14 protein-coding genes, 1 other RNA gene and 1 pseudogene are annotated in these 20365 nt (G+C 37.5%); 10 read left to right on the top strand and 6 right to left on the bottom strand.

Annotated elements, in window-relative coordinates; translation table 11 throughout:
• Positions 1 to 87: 87 nt before the first annotated feature.
• The 4 genes and pseudogenes from ACQV18_RS00540 (at position 88) to ACQV18_RS00525 (ending at position 4399) form a co-directional block, all read left to right on the top strand.
• Complete coding sequence (locus tag ACQV18_RS00540) at positions 88 to 498, top strand: OsmC family protein (protein WP_428873086.1); 411 nt, start codon at positions 88 to 90, stop codon at positions 496 to 498.
• A gap of 47 nt (positions 499 to 545) precedes the next feature.
• A complete protein-coding gene (locus ACQV18_RS00535) occupies positions 546 to 1865 on the top strand; it encodes a DUF4767 domain-containing protein (RefSeq protein ID WP_428892378.1) in 1320 nt (439 codons plus the stop codon).
• Positions 1866 to 1995: 130 nt separating this feature from the next.
• The gene (locus ACQV18_RS00530; protein WP_428892377.1) at positions 1996 to 3267 is read left to right on the top strand and encodes a GntP family permease; all 1272 of its coding nucleotides are present in this window, start codon (positions 1996 to 1998) and stop codon (positions 3265 to 3267) included.
• Positions 3268 to 3275: 8 nt separating this feature from the next.
• A pseudogene (locus ACQV18_RS00525) lies at positions 3276 to 4399 on the top strand (glycerate kinase).
• Positions 4400 to 4457: 58 nt separating this feature from the next.
• On the opposite strand, the gene ACQV18_RS00520 reads toward ACQV18_RS00525, so the two are convergent.
• The 6 genes from ACQV18_RS00520 to ACQV18_RS00495 all read right to left on the bottom strand — a co-directional run bounded on the left by ACQV18_RS00520 (position 4458) and on the right by ACQV18_RS00495 (position 13613).
• Positions 4458 to 5348, bottom strand: a complete 891-nt coding sequence (locus tag ACQV18_RS00520; protein ID WP_428875060.1) for an ABC transporter ATP-binding protein — start codon at positions 5346 to 5348, stop codon at positions 4458 to 4460.
• The gene (locus tag ACQV18_RS00515) at positions 5341 to 6411 is read right to left on the bottom strand and encodes an ABC transporter ATP-binding protein (RefSeq protein ID WP_428892376.1); all 1071 of its coding nucleotides are present in this window, start codon (positions 6409 to 6411) and stop codon (positions 5341 to 5343) included. Before ACQV18_RS00515 ends, ACQV18_RS00520 begins: the two co-directional genes overlap by 8 nt.
• An 8-nt stretch (positions 6412 to 6419) precedes the next feature.
• Positions 6420 to 7490, bottom strand: coding sequence for an oligopeptide ABC transporter permease (gene opp3C / locus ACQV18_RS00510; protein ID WP_428873092.1), 1071 nt, complete (start codon positions 7488 to 7490; stop codon positions 6420 to 6422).
• Positions 7491 to 8432, bottom strand: a complete 942-nt coding sequence (locus ACQV18_RS00505; protein ID WP_428873093.1) for an ABC transporter permease — start codon at positions 8430 to 8432, stop codon at positions 7491 to 7493.
• Between the two features lie 770 nt (positions 8433 to 9202).
• Positions 9203 to 10837 carry a peptide ABC transporter substrate-binding protein gene (locus tag ACQV18_RS00500; protein WP_428876237.1) on the bottom strand — a complete coding sequence of 545 codons (1635 nt, stop codon included), beginning with the start codon at positions 10835 to 10837 and terminating at the stop codon, positions 9203 to 9205.
• A gap of 163 nt (positions 10838 to 11000) precedes the next feature.
• Positions 11001 to 13613: a vitamin B12-dependent ribonucleotide reductase gene (locus ACQV18_RS00495; RefSeq protein WP_428892375.1), complete on the bottom strand. Its 2613-nt coding sequence runs from the start codon at positions 13611 to 13613 to the stop codon at positions 11001 to 11003.
• A 320-nt stretch (positions 13614 to 13933) separates the two neighbouring features.
• Between ACQV18_RS00495 and ACQV18_RS00490 the strand changes: the two genes are divergently transcribed.
• The 6 genes from ACQV18_RS00490 (at position 13934) to ACQV18_RS00465 (ending at position 20291) form a co-directional block, all read left to right on the top strand.
• Positions 13934 to 14404: a CtsR family transcriptional regulator gene (locus tag ACQV18_RS00490; RefSeq protein WP_428873096.1), complete on the top strand. Its 471-nt coding sequence runs from the start codon at positions 13934 to 13936 to the stop codon at positions 14402 to 14404.
• Positions 14405 to 14440: 36 nt separating this feature from the next.
• Entirely contained in the window at positions 14441 to 16912 is a 2472-nt protein-coding gene (locus tag ACQV18_RS00485; protein ID WP_428873097.1) for an ATP-dependent Clp protease ATP-binding subunit, read from the top strand.
• Between the two features lie 185 nt (positions 16913 to 17097).
• The gene (locus tag ACQV18_RS00480) at positions 17098 to 17448 is read left to right on the top strand and encodes a hypothetical protein (protein ID WP_258437020.1); all 351 of its coding nucleotides are present in this window, start codon (positions 17098 to 17100) and stop codon (positions 17446 to 17448) included.
• Between the two features lie 86 nt (positions 17449 to 17534).
• The gene (gene tadA, locus ACQV18_RS00475) at positions 17535 to 18059 is read left to right on the top strand and encodes a tRNA adenosine(34) deaminase TadA (RefSeq protein ID WP_428873098.1); all 525 of its coding nucleotides are present in this window, start codon (positions 17535 to 17537) and stop codon (positions 18057 to 18059) included.
• A gap of 117 nt (positions 18060 to 18176) precedes the next feature.
• Positions 18177 to 18267, top strand: an RNA gene (gene ffs, locus ACQV18_RS00470) — signal recognition particle sRNA small type.
• 707 nt (positions 18268 to 18974) lie between these two features.
• Positions 18975 to 20291: an ABC transporter substrate-binding protein gene (locus ACQV18_RS00465; protein WP_428873099.1), complete on the top strand. Its 1317-nt coding sequence runs from the start codon at positions 18975 to 18977 to the stop codon at positions 20289 to 20291.
• Positions 20292 to 20365 lie beyond the last annotated feature (74 nt).

Genomic DNA, 20365 nt, shown 5'->3' with positions numbered 1-20365 from the left:
GATTTAGTTTTTAGTGAGACATAGATAGCATATTCTAAAAAAAGCTTATACAATAGTATCAGAAAGAGTACAGGAGGTTTTTTGCAAATGATGGAAGGAAAAACGCTTTATCAAACTAAAGTAGTTAATCGAGACGGTATTCAAGGCAAAACCTTTGTTGAAGATCCAGCAGGTTTTGAAGTTAAGGTTTCCAGTCCATTAAGTGAAATAGAAGGTAGTAATCCGGAGCAACTTCTGGGAATGGCCATAGCAACTTGTCTAAATGCTACCATAGAAGCAGAAGAAATTCGTCGAGGGATTAAACACCAGACTCAAGTATCTGTCTTGGTCGAACTACACCAAGATAATCCCGGCTATCAATTTGTGGTTAAAGTTCAAATCTCTATGCCCCATGTTCAAGCAGATTTAGCTGATTCTATCGTAGAAGTTGCTCTTGAACGCTGTCCCATGCATAAGTTAATGAAAGCTAATGCTACTTACCAAGTTGTTATCAACTAAAAGTGTTCAATCGTTATGAATAAAAAATAAGGGAAAGGGTGTTAGCAATGAAGAAAATTTTACGACTTGGCCTGATGATGGTGACTGGCTTCAGTGGTATGGGGATGGTTCATTCTCCTCATCAAAGTTACTTTGCTCAAGGTGAGAATTTAGTCTTTGCCGAAGAAGCAGTAGATATTCAAGAAGTTCGACAAGCAATGGAACTGTGGCAAGAAACGGTACAATCCTATTCATTAGATGCTCCCCAATATACTATTGCTAGTTTACAGCAAATGGGGCCGGCTAATTTTGATACCTCCTATCATTGGATCATTCCAAAGCTTTACAATGATTATTATGAGAATCTTATTGAATATCAAAGTGTTGAAGAAGACGCGAATCATATTGCCAATTTAAGAGAAATATTTTCACATTCTTTTGGTCTAGAAAAGATGTTGTTAGCTGAATTAAGTTCAGCAGATCAAAAAGCTTTGAATCAATTACGTCTTTTCATAGTCAGTGCGATTATGGAATCTTATCAAGCCGGTATCAATCAGAACTTACCGGGCTATTTTCTATTAGAGGGGACTGATTTTGCAAAAAACATTGTGAAATATTTAGCACTTGATGATCAACATCTCGACCAATTAATTCGCATCAGTCTAGCTTCTAGCTATGCACCAGAAGCCTATAGTTTTGGTTTTGGTGACGAGATGTTTACTATTCCTGAAGAGTTAGAGTATCCGAGTGAACAATATGAAATGTATACCATCACCAACGGAGCATTTGTACAAGATATTGGGGGAACGACTCCTTATTATTTCCATATTCCTTCTGGTAAAATCACAGAGGGTCACTTGGCTAGTCCTGAGCTACATCCTTTAGTAGCTTACGATTGGTCACAAGTATATGGTCGAGTGATTAATAATTATTACCCCAATTATCAAGTCCAGTCATTATCGACTGAAGCAAAAGAGCAATCATTAAATGGGTCATCAAAGCAAAAACAAGCATTGATGACAGCAGTCAGAGACTGGCAAGCAAAAATGGGTCAAAAATATGAGTTTGTCACTCCAGAGACGCCTATAGACTTCTTAGGTGGGGACCTTCCTTTAAAGTCAATGGTAATTCACTTAGATGGTCAGGAACGAAAGGCTCATTATCAAGCTGAACAGCTTATTAATGATGAAATCAATGTCTTAATGGCAATGACTGATATTCGTGATCAAGATAATCCTAGAGCGGAACGACATTTTTATTTATTTGTTGAAGATCAAGGAATCCCAAGAGTTTTGATTACCATGGAAGGACCTGACAATTTAGCGGTTCATCATTTTAAAGACACAGCCAATGTAGAACTTTATCAACTTTTTAAATCCATTTATTAAATCATTAGAAAAAGATAGCTTCTCTTTTGAAGCTGTCTTTTTATATAGTCACTGATTGGCTGATAAGATTGGCAAAGATATTAAGAAACAATATAATGAAGCCATTCAATAATCAATTAGGAGTGGGGAAATGGAAGTAGTAACAGTAACGGCTATCGGCGCTTTGTTAGGTCTATTATTGGCTATCTTATTAATCTTTAAAAAGTTTCCAGTTTTTTATGCTTTATTTATCGGCGCTTTATTCGGAGGATTATTAGGAGGAGCGAATCTAAGTGAAACCATCAGTCTCATGACAAATGGTGCGCAAGGCATGATTACCTCTATCTTAAGGATACTAGCAGCTGGAATCCTTGCAGGTGTTTTAATTAAGACAGGTTCGGCAGCTGCCATTGCCCATGCTATTATTAAGGGTTTGGGAAGCGAAAGAGCTTTATTAGCGATCGCACTTGCTACTATGATTTTAACTTTTGTGGGGGTTTTTATTGATATATCTGTCATAACGGTTGCGCCTATCGCTTTAGAGATTGGTAAAGAATTGGGTTATTCACGGACTGCACTTTTGATGGCTATGATTGGTGGCGGCAAATCAGGTAATATTATTTCACCAAATCCTAACTCTATTGCTGTTTCCGATGGTTTTGGTGTTTCCTTAACTCAAGTCATGTTAGCTGGTCTTATTCCAGCCTTGATTGGGGTGATGTTTACAGCTTGGCTAGCCAAACGATTAATTAATAAAGGCAGTCAAATTGAACAAACAGGAACTTCAAGAGACGATCAAACAGCAGAAAATTTACCTTATTTATGGAAAGCCTTGTCAGGACCTATTTTAGCGATTGTTTTACTATCTTTACGCCCCTTGTTTAATATAATGATTGATCCTATGTTGGCTCTTCCTCTGGGAGGTCTTTTTGGCTTGATAATGGTGGGACATGTTAAGCACTTACAAGAATATACTCAATATGGTTTAAGTAAGATGATTAATGTGGCTATTATCCTTTTAGGAACAGGTTTAATCGCAGGAGTGATTACCAATTCTACTTTAGGAGATGTCCTTACTAATAGTCTAGACTCTTTAGGTTTACCTGCCTATCTTTTAGCACCTTTAGCAGGAATTTTTATGAGTGCGGCGACCGCTTCGACTACTTCAGGATCGGCAGTTGGCTCAGCTGTTTTTTCACCAACTATTCTCTCGTCAGGTGTTTCTCCTATCAGTGGAGCTGCTATGTTACACGCAGGGGCGACAGTATTAGACCATTTACCTCATGGTTCATTCTTCCACGCGACAGGAGGATCCGTATCAGCCGATTTTAAAGAATGTCTAAAACTAATTCCATATGAATCATTAGTAGGTTTCGTTTTAACTATTGTTTCAACCAGTATCTATGGCATTTTAGGAGGTTAGTAAAATTAATGAAAATTGTGATGGCCTGTGATTCTTTTAAAGAAGCGGTTTCGGCAAAACATGCTTGCCAGGCTATAAAAAAAGGTGTGCAACAAGTCTTTCCTCAAGCAGAAATTCTTCAGCTTCCGATGGCAGATGGAGGTGAAGGTACCACTGAAGCCTTGATTGATGCGAGTCAGGGAGTTTATTATACAGTCGAAGTGCAGGGACCTTTAGGAGAAAAAATTCAAGCCCGGTATGGTATTTTAGGAGATGGCAAAACAGCCGTAATTGAAATGGCCAGTGCATCAGGCATTCATCTTATTGAAAAAGAAGATCGTAATCCTTTATTAACATCAACCTATGGAACAGGTCAAGTCATTAAGGCATGTCTAGATCGAGGAGTTCGCTCATTTATTTTAGGGATTGGAGGGTCTGCTACGAATGACGGGGGAGCCGGTATGGCTCAAGCCTTAGGCTATCGTTTATTAGACATAGAAGGTCAAGAGATTCCTTTCGGCAACCAAGGCTTATCGCATTTGGATAGGATTGATTGTCAGACTATTCATCCTGGTCTAGAGCATGCTATCTTCAAGGTTGCCTGTGATGCCAATAATCCGCTGTGTGGTCCGCAAGGAGCTTCGGCTGTAGTCGGTCCGCAAAAAGGGGCAAGTCCAGAAATGATTGAAAAGCTTGATGCGAATCTTGAACATTTCTCACGCCTTATTTATCGTGACTTGAATCGTGAAGTGGCTCATATTGCTGGTTCTGGGGCTGCTGGTGGGTTAGGGGCAGGATTATTAGCATTTACTTCTGCAAAACATAAAAGAGGCATCGATATTGTTATAGAAACAGTCAATTTGAAGACAGCTTTACAAGATGTCGATATTTGTTTTACAGGAGAGGGTCAGATTGACTTTCAAACGCAATACGGTAAACCCCTTTTGGAGTCATGCAATTAGCTAAACAAGTAGCTTTCCGGTCGAAAGTGATCGCATTATGTGGTTCTGTCAGAAATGATATTGAAATCTTATATCAGTTAGGCTTTGATGCGATTTTGAGTATTACGCCTGGGCCAAGCTCCTTGCAAGACCTACTAACTCATACAGAGGAAAATTTAACAGCAGTAGCCAAGCTGTTTGTCAACTATTAAAGAGTTAAAAGTAAAATCACCATTGAATAAACTTATTCAATGGTGATTTTTGTTTAGTTTATTGAGCAAGCCAGTGATTAGGTTTGACTTCTTTAAGGATCTCTTCAGCCAACTTTTCTGGATCAACCTGATAATGAATACGTTGACGTTGACGTTCGTAATCAGGATCTGGTAAAGGAATTGCTGAGAGTAAGGACTGGGTATAGGCATGTAAAGGGTTTGCATACAATTCCTCAGCTTCGGCTAACTCTAAAATCCGACCACGGTTCATAATGGCAATGCGATCACTGACATATTTAACCATGGATAAATCATGGGCAATAAAGAGATAGGTTAGTCCTCTTGATTCTTTTAGTTCTTGTAATAAATTGACCACTTGAGCTTGAATGGAAACATCTAAAGCTGATATCGGTTCATCGGCAACAATGAATTTTGGTTCAACTGCTAAAGCTCGTGCTATCCCAATACGTTGACGTTGACCGCCAGAAAATTCATGAGGATAGCGACCAGCGTGATCAATATTGAGCCCTACATCTTCTAAGAGTCGATTGACTTTTTCGTCTCTTTCCTCTTTTGATTGTGCGAGTCCATGAATATCAATGCCTTCAGCAATAATATCACGAACCTTCATACGAGGATTTAAAGAAGCATAAGGGTCTTGGAAAATCATCTGAATTTCTTTATGGAATTTCAAACGTTCCTTTTTGTTGTAGCTACTCGATAAAGCTTTGTCTTGAAAGATAATTTCACCACTGGTCGGTTGATAGAGGTTAACAATTGCTTTGCCAATCGTTGATTTACCAGAACCTGATTCTCCAACTAACCCAAAAGTTTCTCCAGGAAAGATTTCAAAGGAAACATCGTCTACCGCTTTGACTTCCTTATCAGTTCCTTGGTGGTAGTATTGTTTCAAGTGCTTAACTTGTAGAATAGGTGCATGCTTATTCATAATGCTCCTCCATTCCACTCTTATCGGTCTGTGACTGCTTTTTTCGACAACGTTGATATCTTTCTAAGATAGCAGTTGGCGGGGTCATTTTTGGAGCCATTGGGTGGAGTAACCAAGTGGCTGCATAATGCCCAGGTTTGACTTCAAACATGGGCGGTTCCTCCTCAAAATCGATAGCCAAAGCATATTCTGACCGATAGGCGAAAGCATCTCCTTTAGGAGGATTTAAAAGGTCAGGTGGGCTACCGGGGATAGCATATAATTGATCTTGTTTGGAAATGGTTGGCATAGCTGTCAAAAGTCCCCAGGTATAGGGATGTTGAGAATGGTAGTAAATATCATCCACTGTCCCTATTTCAACGATTTTACCCGCATACATAACGGCAATTCGGTCTGCTACATTGGCAACCACACCCAAATCATGAGTGATAAAGATAATGGTCATATTCTTTTCTTGTTGAATTTTTTTAAGTAATTCAATGATTTGTGCTTGAATGGTTACATCTAAAGCAGTTGTGGGCTCATCGGCAATAAGCACTTCAGGATCTCCCGCTAAAGCAATCGCTATCACAATCCTCTGTCTTTGACCACCTGAAAATTGATGTGGATACTGATTAATTCTTTTCTCTGATTGAACAATTCCACATAAATCCAAAAGGTTAATGGCTTCTTTACGCGCTTGTGAGTGATTAAAACCGCGTTTACGAATTAAAACTTCAGTAATTTGTCTTCCGATGGTTAGGGTAGGATTGAGGGCGGTCATTGGATCTTGAAAAATCATGGCAATTTTGCTACCACGTATAGCTTCCATTTCTTTTTTAGATAATTTTAAAAGGTCTCGTTTTTCAAATATCACTTCGCCTGCTTCAATGGTCGCATTTTTAGCTAGAAGCCCCATCAATGCACGTGTGGTTACTGATTTACCTGAGCCTGATTCGCCAACAATTGCTAATGTTTCACCGGCATACAAGGATAAGTTGATTCCACGAATAGCTTTTAATTGGCCAGCAAAGGTTTTGAAGGAAATATTTAAGTCTTTAATTTGAATGATAGCCTTATTCATGAAGTCACCTACTCTTTCATTTTGGGATCAAAAGCATCACGCAGTCCATCTGCTAATAAGTTAAAGGACAACATGATTAATGAGATAACAGCTGCTGGATACCACATTAAATGGGGTAAAAAGCGAAAAGTCTTGTAACCTTCACTCAATAAAGTTCCTAAGGAAGCGTTGGGTGCAGGGATTCCAATCCCGATGAAACTTAAAAAAGCTTCAAAGAAGATGGCAGATGGTATAGCAAACATCATTTGGACAATAATAATTCCTAACATATTGGGAAGGATATGTTTTAATAGAATCTTGCCAGTCGATTGGCCTAATACCTTAGCAGCTAAGACATATTCTTGTTGTTTTAAACGAAGTGTTTGCGCTCTTACCACCCGGGACATTGATATCCAAGAGGTGAGAGCAATCGTAATAATAATAGATAGTAAACCGGGCTGCAATACTAAAAGCATCAGAACAACGATTACTAAATTGGGAACACCTGAAATAATTTCCAGTATTCTTTGCATCAGTGTATCTACCTTACCGCCTAGCCAACCAGATATCATGCCATAGGTTACACCGATAATGACATTGATTAGAACAGCAATAAATGCGACTAAAAGTGAAATTCGAGTTCCATATAAAATACGTGAGAGGAGGTCACGACCTAAACCATCTGTTCCAAGATAGTAGTAGGTTCCCTCAGCCACATTGGCATTTTGATAGGCATCAGTCAAAGCACCACCTCGGTTGACACTTTTACCACTAAACCATGAAAAATCTTCTAAACCTGGTATTTTAGGAGGGAGGTTTGCTTGAGCTGGATTTTGTTGGAACGGTGAAGCGGGTGCAATCCATGGGGCTAAAATAGCAAGAAGTAGAATTAAAATAACGAAAAAGAGTGAAATCATAGCACCTTTATTCTTTTTTAATCTCCGCCATGAATCTTGTAGAAAGTTCAGTGAAGGGGCTTCAATCTTTTCGTTGTCTTCACTTTGGATAGAAATTTTCGGTTGAAAGAGCTTTGGATCTATATCCGCTGTGTGTTTTGTTGAGGCATTATTCGCCGTATTTAAAGAATTTTCGATTGGCATCTAGCCACCTCCTTCAACTTGTCGCATTCTAGGATCTATAAAGCCGTATAGAATATCGACGATTAAAATAATAACAACTAATAAGACAGAATACATAATTGTAATTCCCATAATGGTTGGGTAGTCATTCACTAAAATTGACTTGGTAAACTGCTCACCAATTCCAGGAATTGAAAAAATTTGTTCAATTACCAGTGAGCCGGTCATGGCAGCTGCTGTCATGGGTCCTACTATTGTTAATAGAGGTATAATCGCATTACGCAGCGCATGCTTAGTAACTATATAAAATTTTGAAAAGCCTTTAGCGGTTGCTAATTCAATATAGTCAGAGTGAAGCACTTCAATCATCTCAGTTCGAACGAAACGCGCAGACTCTGCCATAGGTGAAATGGCTAAAGCAAGACTTGGAAGAATAGTTGAGGCATAGCCGTCACGCCAGAAAGCAATTGGTAGCCAATCTAGCCAAACAGCAAACAGAAATTGAAGGACCACAGCATAAACAAAGTTGGGAACAGATCTTCCGCCAATAGCAAAAACGGAGGTGAAGGTATCGATCCAAGTGTTTTGTTTAACAGCTGCAATCATTCCTAAGATAGTTCCAATTACCACACCAAAACCCATGGCTTGAGCTCCTAAAATCATAGAGGGGCCGGCTCGATCTAAAATAATTTTAGTAACAGGTAAGTTATTATATTGAAAGGACACCCCTAAATCCCCTTTTAATATATTTGCTAAGTAGGAAAAATAGCGAACAAGTAAAGGTTGGTTGAGACCATATTTTTCATTTAAAAGTTGAAGTTGGGTCTCGGTTAAAAGATCTTGATTGGCAAAAGGGGAACCAGGTAAGAACTGTAAGAGGAAAAAGGTAACGGAAATAATAATCCAAAGCGTAATTAACATATAAAAAACACGCCGGATTATAAATTTTGTGTAGGAATTCATGGTTATCCACCTTTCGTATTTTAAAGTTAAACAGTATAAACCCTTTTGTGTCAATCATGCCATTATTGCTTATATTATCTTTTATTTTAATACAATTAAGTAAGAATTATCCACTTCATGAGCTGATAGAGTCAAAAATTTATAATGGAAAGCCATTAAATTTTAAAGCTTTAGTAGAATATTGGCAGACTATTAATAGTTCTAGCTAATAATACTACATGGCTGTTTAATGATCTAGCTTGTATAATACTTGATAAATGGATAAAATCCAATAATAATTAAAGCTTTTAAACTAAATAAATTTGTTATTCGAACCATAAATAATTAAAGAATGATTAATTTTAAGGGAGTGACACATGGGTGATATTAAGAAAGCGATTTGTCTCAAAGATTTAGATAGAACAGATATCCGATAGCTAGAATTCGTTGAGTAGAAGCTATTAAACAATCGGATAAGTTAGTGACCTTTGACGACTTTGAACGTAATACTTTAGCAAGAAGGAGAATATCCTAAAGCTGAAATTGAAGGGAAGCAGGCATTATTTGTGGTAAATCTTGAGCCAAGAGAGATGCTTGTGATTCAATCACATGGTATGTTAGATAATATTAGCTATTCTTAAAAAAGAGATTCCTAACGGAAGTTGAGCAGGTTGGTATCTATTGAACGGATGATAAATACCGAAAATTAGGCTACCTGGTAGTGGATCTTCCACAGCTAGGTAGCCTAATTATTTTAATAAAGAAAGTTTAGAGTTTCATTTATTATAGATTTACTCTGCAGTTCGATATGCAGTTCTTAAATTGATTGTTCGACCAAATGGTAAAACTTCGAAGCCTTTTACGTTAGTATCCAATAAGTAGGTAGTAGATGCTTGATAGAATGAAGACTGAGAAGCTTCATCAGCGACGGCAATCTTTTCTGCTTCAATAAGAGCTTGACGACGTTTTTCTGGGTCATTGGCAAACTCGTTTCTGGCTTGATCAATTAATTGATCCACTTTCTCATTGGAGTATTGACCAAAGTTGATGCCTCCGTCTGATTCCATTTGTTCTACAAAGTTGATCGCATCTTGATAGTCTGGAGCCCAAGTTCCATAGAAGATATCGAAATCAAGTGATCTTTGTAATTCTAAACGATTTTGTAGAGGGACAGAACGAATTGTAATCGTTAATCCGGGAAGATTTTGCATTAATTGAGCTTGAATATACTCAGCTGTACGACTAGCTAAATCTGAGTCAGAAATTAGTAATTGTAACTCAATATTATCTTGTCCTAATTCTTTTTGAGCTGTTTCCCAATCTTTTTGAGCTGCCTCAATATCGAATGTAAGCATTTCACCCGCTTCTTCACGGTAATCCACGCCTTCATCATTTACATCAAATCCTGAAGGAACGAAACCGTTTAAAGAAGTTGACCCATCTTGAATGACTGACTGGGTATAAGTGTCTTTATCAATCGCTTGAATAATGGCCCTACGCAAAGCAATATTATTGGTTGGTTCTTTGGTGGCATTGAACTGTAGGTGTCCGACAGTTGCTTTAGGAATCTGGTTGAAGAAATCAGCGCCATTGTATTGTCCTACAAATTGATCATTCAAGATAGTATAGTCTAGTTCGCCGGCGTCAAATAAGTCAGCTCCGGTTCCTGTTTCCTTAACAACAGACACTAGGACTTCTTCTAAAAAGACCTTTTCAGCATCCCAGTAATTTGGGTTTTTAATCAATTTCCATTCTAAACTGGTTCCTTCCCATCCTTCAATGAGGAAAGGACCATTCATAGCAATACTGTCTGCGCTTGTTCCATAAGCTTGACCTTTTTCTTCAACTACCTTTTGGTTAACTGGCATAAAACGAGAACCTGTGAGTAATTTTGGTAGATATGGAGCTGGATATTCTAACTCAATTACCAAAGTTTTTTCATCAGGAGCAGTCACTCCTAAATCAGAAAGTTCAGCTTCACCATTACGAACTTTGCTAGCGTTTTTAAACACTTCAACAGAAGAAGAGGTATTGGCGTTATTCGGATCGACTAATCTTTGATAAGTAAAGACATAATCGTTAGCTGTAACAGGGTCACCATTAGACCAAGTTAAACCATCTCTTAAGGTGAAAGTATAGGTTAAACCGTCTTCAGAGATATCGACATTTTCAGCTTGCCCCAATTCGACTTCACTACCAGTTGAAACACGGTAAAGTCCTTCAAAAATTTGTCCGATCATATCTGAAGATGGGGTATCATTATAAAGCATAGCGTCTAGAGTTGCTAGTTCTCCAATCGACATAATAGATAATTTTTGTTCGACATTGGGATCTATTTCTTGAGCTGATATCGGCGCAAGATTTCCTATGAGAAGACCAGTAACTGCGATAGAAATCGTTATAAATTTGAATAGTTTATTTTTCATAAGCCGCTCCTTTTTAATTTTTCTTTAATATAACATAGATAAGTGAAAAACTCACAAAATAAGATTGGGGGGTCGATTAAAAGAGAAATTGATAAACCTTATCTCAAGATTAAGATAAGGTTTATCAATTAGAGATTACATTTGTGCAAGCAAATTTAAATACTTAGAGACCACATCGTAACTGAGCATTACAATTTGTACAAGTGTTACAACCCCCAATATCTTCAACGATTCCTTTACGACAAATTGGACAAGTATCTCCTACTTCTGAACCGTAGACCACATCATCAGTATGACCGCTTTGGGTATAATGATCTTTCTCAGCTAAATCAACTAACTGACGCAATTCTTCAACTTCATCGACAACACGTATTTCTTGATCTTCAACCTCAAAAAGAGCAATATTTTGATCTTTTTCATTTTCCTCTGCTTTGAGAGTAAGAACTTGAGAATCTCTTGAACCATCAACATAAACGGTTCCGCCTTTAGCTCCCCCACTGTATAAACGTTCATATATTTCTTCGACTTGTTGAACAGTATAACCTTTGGGGGCATTCACTGTTTTAGAGATGGATGAGTCTACCCATCGCTGGATAGTTGTTTGAACATCGACGTGTTCTTCTGGCTTTAATTCCATGGCTGAAACAAAAGTTTCTGGTAAGTGATCAGCATCTGCTTCTGGATGACGCTCTAAATATTCTTGAACAATTCCAGCGTTTACTTCAATAAACTTACCTAAACGTCCAGAGCGATAATATTTAAAGGCAAAATAAGGCTCAAGACCCGTAGCTACTCCAACCATCGTACCGGTTGATCCAGTAGGAGCGACTGTTAGTAAGTGAGAGTTTCTAATGCCATGTTCTAAAATACCCTGATGAATGTGCTTAGGTAATTTCTGCATATAACCTGTTGAAATAAAGTTTTGACGCAATTGTTTCGTTTCTTCATCGGTTGAACCTATTAGGAATGGGAAACTTCCCTTTTCTTTGGCTAATTCAATCGAAGTTTCATAAGCAGTGATCGCAATCGTTTGGAAGACTTTATCAATCAATTGATTACCTGAAGCAGAACCATAACGTTGATTAGTATAGATCAATAAGTCAGCTAGCCCCATAACACCTAAACCGATTCGGCGCTCTCCTAAAGCTTGATGACGATTGGCTGCTAAGAAATAAGGGGTAGCATCGATAACGTTATCTTGCATACGCACACCAACACGAACCGTTTCTTTCAATTTTTCAAAATTAACCGTGTGTTCATCTTTATTAGCCATATTTGCTAAGTTTATAGCTGCTAAATTACATACAGAATATGGAGCTAAAGGTTGTTCACCACAAGGGTTAGTGGCTACGACTTTTTGGCCATAGGCTTTAGCATTGGTATCCTTATTAGCATTATCAATAAAGAAAATACCAGGCTCTGCTGAATAGGTGGCACAAATATTAATCAATTTCCATAGTTCACGAGCGGGAATACTTCGGTATGTTCTGACTGCATAACCCATCTCTTCCCAATCACGTACATCTCCTACTTGATGCCATTGAGTATTATAAGCATGCATTTCTTCTTTATTATAATGTTCGACATCAGGGAAACGTAAGTCCCAATCTAGGTTTTGCTCTACCGCTTCCATAAATTCCGAAGTGATAGTTACTGAGATATTTGCTCCTGTTAAAAAGTCTTCATTGTGGACTTCATAAGCACCCTTATCACGTAAAACAGCTCTAGAATGCTCAATGATATCTACATTAAAGCCACCAAAATCCTCTTTATTTTGATAGGAAGCAATTGTTTCATGCATTACTTGGTCATTAGGAGTGAGTGGAACAAATTTAAGTTTTTCCTGTGCTAGCTTTTGAATTAATTCATCTTCTGTTTGTTCAATTAAATAACGTAGAACGCGGGGGTTTTGCATTTTAGAAATGATAAATTCAATAATATCTGGATGCCAATCTGCTAACATAATCATTTGTGCACCCCGGCGCGAGCCACCTTGCTCAACAAGGTGAGTTAATTGAGCAATATCGTTTAACCAAGAAACAGAACCCGAGGACTTACCGTTTACTCCTCTTGCCAGAGTATTTCGAGGTCTTAGAGTGGAGCCGTTAGTTCCTACACCGCCACCGCGCGACATGATTTCCATTACTTCTTTGCGGTGTTCAGCGATTCCCTCGCGAGAATCAGGGACAAACGGCATAACGTAGCAATTAAAATAAGTAACATCCGTTTGTGAGCCTGCTCCATATAGGACACGACCAGCCGGGACAAAGTTTAAATTAGAAAGCTGATTATAAAAAGCTTCAAAAGAGCTTTCTTGTTTTTCTTTTGTATTTTCAATTTCAGCTAAACCGACTGCATTACGGTGGGCGATTTGTTCATAATATATTTCTAAAGGCTTATCTAAACTGTCAATGCTTCGCAAGATTAAGCCACTAAGGCGCTCTTTTTCGTTTTCAAGATTACCACGGTATTCTTCTTCTAATAAAACAAGAGCTTGACCTTTTTCCCAATCAAGTTCTTGCACAATACCAATACCTCTTGCAGGATAGGATGGATCAGGCTTTACAGTTAAGACTACTAAATCGCCAGCTTTTAGAGTTTTCTTAGCGGTGTCTTTAAAAGAATACCTGTCTAACATAACCATTCGTGAGACACCAGAGTGAGTGATTTTCATTTCCGATGTAACAGGAGTTACTTGAGGGAAATGTTTGATAGCCTCATTAAGATCTTGACGGTTCCATTCGACAGTCTTTGGAATTAAAGTATTCGTTTCCATAATCAGTTCAGCCTCTCTATTAAGATCTTCGATACATTTTGAATATTCTAACAAACATAGTAAGAAACACAATATATAGGATATAAAGATAAAATAAAGCCCAATATATTGTGTTTATTAAGTTCTGTAGTTTAGTATACTTGCTAAAAAACAAAATTTCAATCTTAAAAACACAAACATTGAATGAAATTATACCTATGACTACTTAATCGTGATTAAGAGACAAGTCCAAACAAATAGCTTTTCAAAAATAAAAAGATTGTGTATAATGGTCAAAGAAAGTCAATGTTAAACAAAATTAGCTTGAAGGAGGGTTGAATTTGTCCAGAAAAAATATGTCCGATATAATTGAAGCTTATCTTAAATCCTTCTTGCAAAACGCAGAACATGTAGAGATAAAGCGCAGCGATATTGCTGATCAATTTGACTGTGTCCCTTCACAGATCAACTATGTTATTAATACACGATTTACTCAAGAGCATGGTTATCTGGTTGAAAGTAAACGAGGGGGCGGCGGTTATATCCGTATTTTAAAAACTCAATTGACCTCGGATGCAGATGAAGTTGCTTCAATGTTAGAATTAATTGGCAATCAAATTTCATATCGAAATGGTGTGAATATTATTGAAACGTTGATTGAAAGAGAAATAATCACACAAAGGGAAGGAAGACTTATTTTATCAGTGATTGAAAAATCTGTCCTTCATGCGATTTCAAATCAAGATCAAGTGGCTCGAGCCATGTTGTTAAAAACTTTTCTCCATCAATTACGCTATGAATTAACTAGTTAGCTCTCAGTCGAGGATTATTAAATAGAGGTGAAATAAATGTTTGAAGAATTATTTACAGAAAGTGCACGCCAGGCCATGATGTTTGCAGCCGAGCATGCCTATGTTTTCCACCATCAAGCAGTTGGTACGGAACATATTTTGTTAGGATTAGCTCGTGAAGAAAATGGAATTGCCGGTAAAGTCTTAAGAGATTATGGGGCAGAATATGCTGTGCTTGTAGATGAATTAGAAATGATTCATGGAAAAAGCTTAAAAGCAGGTAGACGTGGTGAAGTGGTCATTCCTTATTCTCCACGCGCCAAAAAAGTAATAATGAATGCCTCTAGTGATGCTAAACGTCTTGGCGCTCCAAAAGTAGGGACAGAGCATTTACTTTTAGGCTTACTGAAAGAAGAAATACTCGCTACGGTATTATTGAAAAATATAGGAATTAATCTGGCAGAATTACGTAAAGGAATATTCGAGGAAATTGGAATTAATCAGCAGAAGCGTTCAGATAGTCAAAGTAAAAGAGGGCGACGTCAACAAAACACGAATACTCAATCTAATACTGCTACTTTGGATGGAGTTTCAAGAGATCTAACACAATTGGCACGCGAAGGTAAATTAGATCCGGTTATCGGTCGCGAAAAAGAAATTCGTCGTATGATTCAAATTATTTCTCGCAGAACGAAAAACAACCCTGTTCTTGTAGGAGAACCGGGCGTTGGAAAAACAGCGATTGCTGAAGGGTTGGCTCAAGCAATGGTGACAGGGAAAGTACCAAGTGAAATTGCTGAGAAACGTCTAATGATGTTAGATACAGCTGCTTTAGTTGCAGGGACTAAATATCGAGGCGAATTTGAAGAACGAATGAAGAAGATAATCGAAGAAATATCTCAAGATGGTAAAGTAATTCTCTTTATAGATGAACTCCACACACTTATTGGAGCTGGAGGAGCCGAAGGAGCAATTGATGCTGCCAACATTCTTAAACCGGCTTTAGCAAGGGGAGAAATTCAAACAGTGGGAGCTACAACCTTCGATGAATATCAAAAGCATATTGAAAAAGACTCTGCCTTAGAACGTCGTTTTTCTAAAATTGTGATTGAAGAGCCTTCTCAAGCTGAGTCTATTCAAATTATAACTGGACTAAGGTCTAAATATGAACAGCATCATCATGTGGAGATAAGTGATGAAGCGATTGAAGCGGCAGTCAAATTGTCCTCACGCTATATGAATGAGCGTAAGTTGCCTGATAAGGCGGTTGATTTAATCGATGAAGCATCGGCTAAAGTAAGAATCGAAGAAGGCAAGCAAACTGATAATTTAGCAGAGCTAGAATTGCAACAAAAAAACCTAGCGAATCGTAAAGAACAAGCCATTCTCGACCGCAATTTTGAATTAGCTGCCGATATTCGAAAAGAAGAGCAAGATTTAGAAAAAGTTATTGAGAAGGCTAACAAAAAAGCCAAGAAAAAAAATGAACAAAAAGAATTAAGTTATCCAAAAGTAACCGCTGAACATGTAGCTGAAGTAACAGCACTGGCAACAGGTGTGCCAATCTATCAAATGGATGTAGCGGAAGCTAAACGTTTAGTTCATTTAGAAGCTGAGTTGCATGAACGCGTAATAGGACAAGATTCAGCCGTTTCTTCAGTAGCGCGTGCTATTCGGCGTGCTCGTTCAGGCTTGAAGAGTCCACAAAGACCAATTGGCTCCTTCTTATTCTTAGGACCGACTGGTGTTGGAAAAACAGAATTAGCCAAAACCTTAGCTAACTCCATGTTTGGTTCACAAGATAATATGATTCGTGTTGATATGTCTGAGTATATGGAAAAACACGCCGTTTCTCGTTTAGTCGGTTCTCCTCCAGGATATGTCGGTTATGACGAGTCTGGACAATTAACTGAAAAAGTTCGCCAAAAACCATATTCAGTGATTCTACTAGATGAAATTGAGAAGGCGCATCCAGATGTCTTTAATATCTTATTACAGGTTTTTGATGACGGTCATTTAACAGATGGTAAGGGTCGTCGGGTCGACTTTAGAAATACAATTATTATCATGACATCTAATATCGGTGCTACTGCTCTTCGCGACGAGAAGTCAGTTGGCTTCAGCGCGGTTAGCTTTGCTGATGACTTTAAAGCGATGGAAAAGCGTATCTTAGAAGAGTTAAAACGTGCTTTCCGTCCAGAATTTTTAAACCGTATCGACGAAACGATTGTCTTTCACTCATTGGATAAAGAACATATTAAAGAAATTGTTAAACTTCAAACCAATGAGATTGTTAAACGATTAGATGAATTAGAAATTAATGCGCGTATAACTGATACAGCAATCGATATTATAGCGGAAGCAGGATTTGATCCAGAATATGGAGCGCGTCCAATCCGCCGAGCTATTCAAAAACAAATTGAAGATGAATTAAGTGAGATGCTCTTGAATGGAGATATTGCTTTAGGAGATAAAATAACAATTGGTGGTCGCTCAGGATCCATTCGGATTAACAACCGATCAAAATAGCTGGAAAAATCGATGATCTTATCTAGAATAGTAGCCGAGTAAGCCTAGCTTATTCAGCTACTATTTTTTGATTATAATAATTGATAGTCTATCAAAAGCTGAAAGCATTTTACTATCTATTTTGTACGTTTAGTGATAAGGTTTATATGAAGTAAAAAGAAATTAATAAAGAGGTGGAATATATTATGTTGAATAAAAAGAACAGATTGACCAATATCATCGCTGGTACAGCAATTGTTGCAGCCGTTACAGGCGTTATTCTTTATGCATATTTAGATGATGATGCTAATGAACGTGTAAGAGGCATGATTAACCGTGAGAAAGTCAAAGCTTATGTTAAGCATCAATTAAAAGGCTCCGATCATTTAGTGAATATCGTAAATGACCTTTCTGATGAAGAAGTAAATACTTTAGTAGGTATTGCTAATAAGACTAAGGCCACTCAGTCTCAAATGAGTGAAGGTTTTATTCAGATTATTAACCGTGCTAAAGAACTAGCTGATGATGCTGGTGAAAAAATGCATAATCTGTTTTAATAATTACAGATATATAGTTAAAAGCAACCTATAGATGGAGGTTGCTTTTTAATTTGAAATACTTTTATTTAAATAGGAGTCAGTGAATGGAGAATTTATTATTTAAAGAGTTGGATTCAAATCAACAGGTCCAGCATAAAAAATGGATGCTTGAAGCAATTAAGGAAGCAAAAAAAGCTGAAGCAATTGGTGAGGTGCCGATTGGAGCTGTCGTTGTATACAATGATGAAATAATTGGAAGAGGCTTTAATGTTAGAGAAAGTCAGCACCAAGCTACAGGTCACGCTGAAATATTAGCGATAAATCAAGCTAATGAAAGGCTACAAGCATGGCGGCTTCAAGGGGCTAAATTGTATGTAACTTTAGAACCTTGTCCAATGTGTGCTGGAGCATCTGTGTTAGCGAGACTTGAACAAGTAATTTTTGCTACCAGAGATCCTAAAGGGGGTTGCAGTGGCAGCTTAATGAATTTATTACAAGAGGAACGCTTTAATCATCAAGTGGAAGTTATTGAGGGGGTTTTAAAAGAAGAATGTAGCCAGATGATGTCTAATTTCTTTAGACAACTGCGACAGAAGAAAAAAGCAAAGAAGAAAGACAAGGCGAAATAGGAGGATATCCACAGAAAAGTTGTGCAAAAGACGACTTATGCACAACTTTATACACAGGCAAGAGATGAACCTTAGCTCTAAAACATGAATTTTACAAAAGGAGCCATTCATGCTATACTATAAAAAGGCAATGATGGATTCACGAACCGAGTCAGGACCGGAAGGTAGCAGCTATAAGTGATGAAGTCATGTGCCTATTTTATTTTGTCTAATTTCCTTATTAGATAGGCTTTTACAGTATTTTTTAAACTTAAAGGGTAGCAAAAAGATAACTTCTTATATTCTTGAATATTTTTATGAGGTCATCAAAAGCTATCATAACAACACATAATCTAAGCGCTGTCACATTGTTGTAAATGTGTGAAAGTGACTCATGCGACTTTTTGTCTTGATCGTCTATTTTATAAGCTTCTGAGGGGATCTATATCTAAAAGAGAGTACTCCTAGAAGATTATATAATTGAGATTACATACCATGGTGAGTGTTTTTTTACTTTTAAGAGACAAGCTAATAATATAGTTAATGTTGATTAAAAAATAGATTATTATATAGTTTAAACTTGTTGAAAAGGTTGATGATATTAAGTATACATAAATTAATACTTATTAATTTGCTAATCAATATAAAGATATATCGAATGTTTGTAGGGGTATTTTGCATAAGAAACTAAGCGACATACCTACAAGGGTGCATGGGGGGAAATTACCTTTAGTATATTTAGTATTATAGGCGCCTTGAAAATCGTTTTTGATTTAATGTAATTTTCCACCTTATAAAGGTGTTTTTTTATTTTCTGAAAAAATTGCATGTAAATTTACAAAATATTTACAATGAATTTACTTAAAGTTAATACTAGCATGCTATATTTTTGTCAACGGTCACTTTAAAAGGATCGATAACAAAGGAGGAAGCACCATGAAAAAAGTAATTAAGAAATTGATGGTGGGATTACTATCAGCTTCAATGTCAGTAGCGAGTGTATTACCTTTAAGTCAAACTGTTCAAGCTGCAGAGCCAGTTAAATTATCATTCTGGCATGGAATGGGTGGCTCTGTTGGAGAAGCTTTACAAAAACTAGTAGATCAATATAATGAATCTCAAGATGCGGTGGAAGTTGATGCACAGTATCAAGGGTCTTATGACGAAACATTAACCAAATTACGTTCTTCTGCTTCAGGATCAGAAGTGGGTGCAGATGTGGTTCAAGTATTTGAAGTTGGAACAACCTTTATGATTGATTCAGGTTTAACGGTTCCAATTCAAGATTATGTAGATAAGACAGATTTTGATTTAGATTTATTGGAGCCTAATTTATTGGCTTATTTCACTATTGAGGATCGATTACACTCGATGCCTTTTAATAATTCGACCCCTTTAATGTACTATAATAAAGATATTTTTGATAAAGCTGGCGTAGAAGTTCCAACAACCTTAGAAGACTTAATTGAAATTGGACCCAAATTACAAGAAGCTGGTGCCGCTATGCCAGCATCTATCGGAATCTATGGTTGGTGGATTGATCAATGGTTTAACAAAATGGAAAAAGAAATCTTTGACTATGCTAACGGACGCGATGGAGCACCTGAATCAGTGGCCTTTATTGAAAATGGAGGTATGGAAAAGATTTTAACCATGTGGAAAAAAGGTGTGGATGCGGGTGTTATGCCTAACGTAGGTCGTGAGGGTGGACATCCAGAATTTATTGCAGGGCAATCAGCTATTACTTTTGGTTCCACTGCAAGTTTACGTCAATTGTTAACTGAAGTAGATGGGCGTTTTGAAATTGGTACGGCTTATTATCCTGGTATCGACTCAGAAGATAAGGGTGGCGTATCCATTGGAGGCGCTTCTCTTTGGATGATTGAATCAGATGATGAGGCTAAAAAAGATGCAGCTTGGGACTTTATTCAATTCTTAGTATCTCCTGCCTCACAAGCACAATGGAATGTTGATACAGGATATTTCCCAGTTAACCTAGCGGCCCACGAGGAGCAAAACTTTAAAGACAATTTAGAAGCATTCCCGCAATTCCAAACAGCGATTGATCAGCTGCATGATTCGACCGCAGATGATCAAGGGGCTTTAGCAGGTGTTGCTCAAGAAGCACGTCAAGTTTTTGAAAATGAACTTGAAAAAGTTATTAATGGTGAAACAGATCCTAAATCAGCTGCACAAGCTATGGCAGATCAAATCAATAAAGCGATTGAAAACTACAATCAAGCCAACCAATAATTTAATGAATTAAATGTATAGATAATCGAGGGAGCTTCATTATTGGTGTTCTCTCGATTTTTTATGTGGAAGGT

The organism is Facklamia sp. P9177 (assembly GCF_050409585.1).
Taxonomy (GTDB): Bacteria; Bacillota; Bacilli; order Lactobacillales; family Aerococcaceae; genus Facklamia.
Note: the sequence above shows the minus strand (reverse complement) of the source record. Positions and strands in the feature narration are given on the sequence as shown.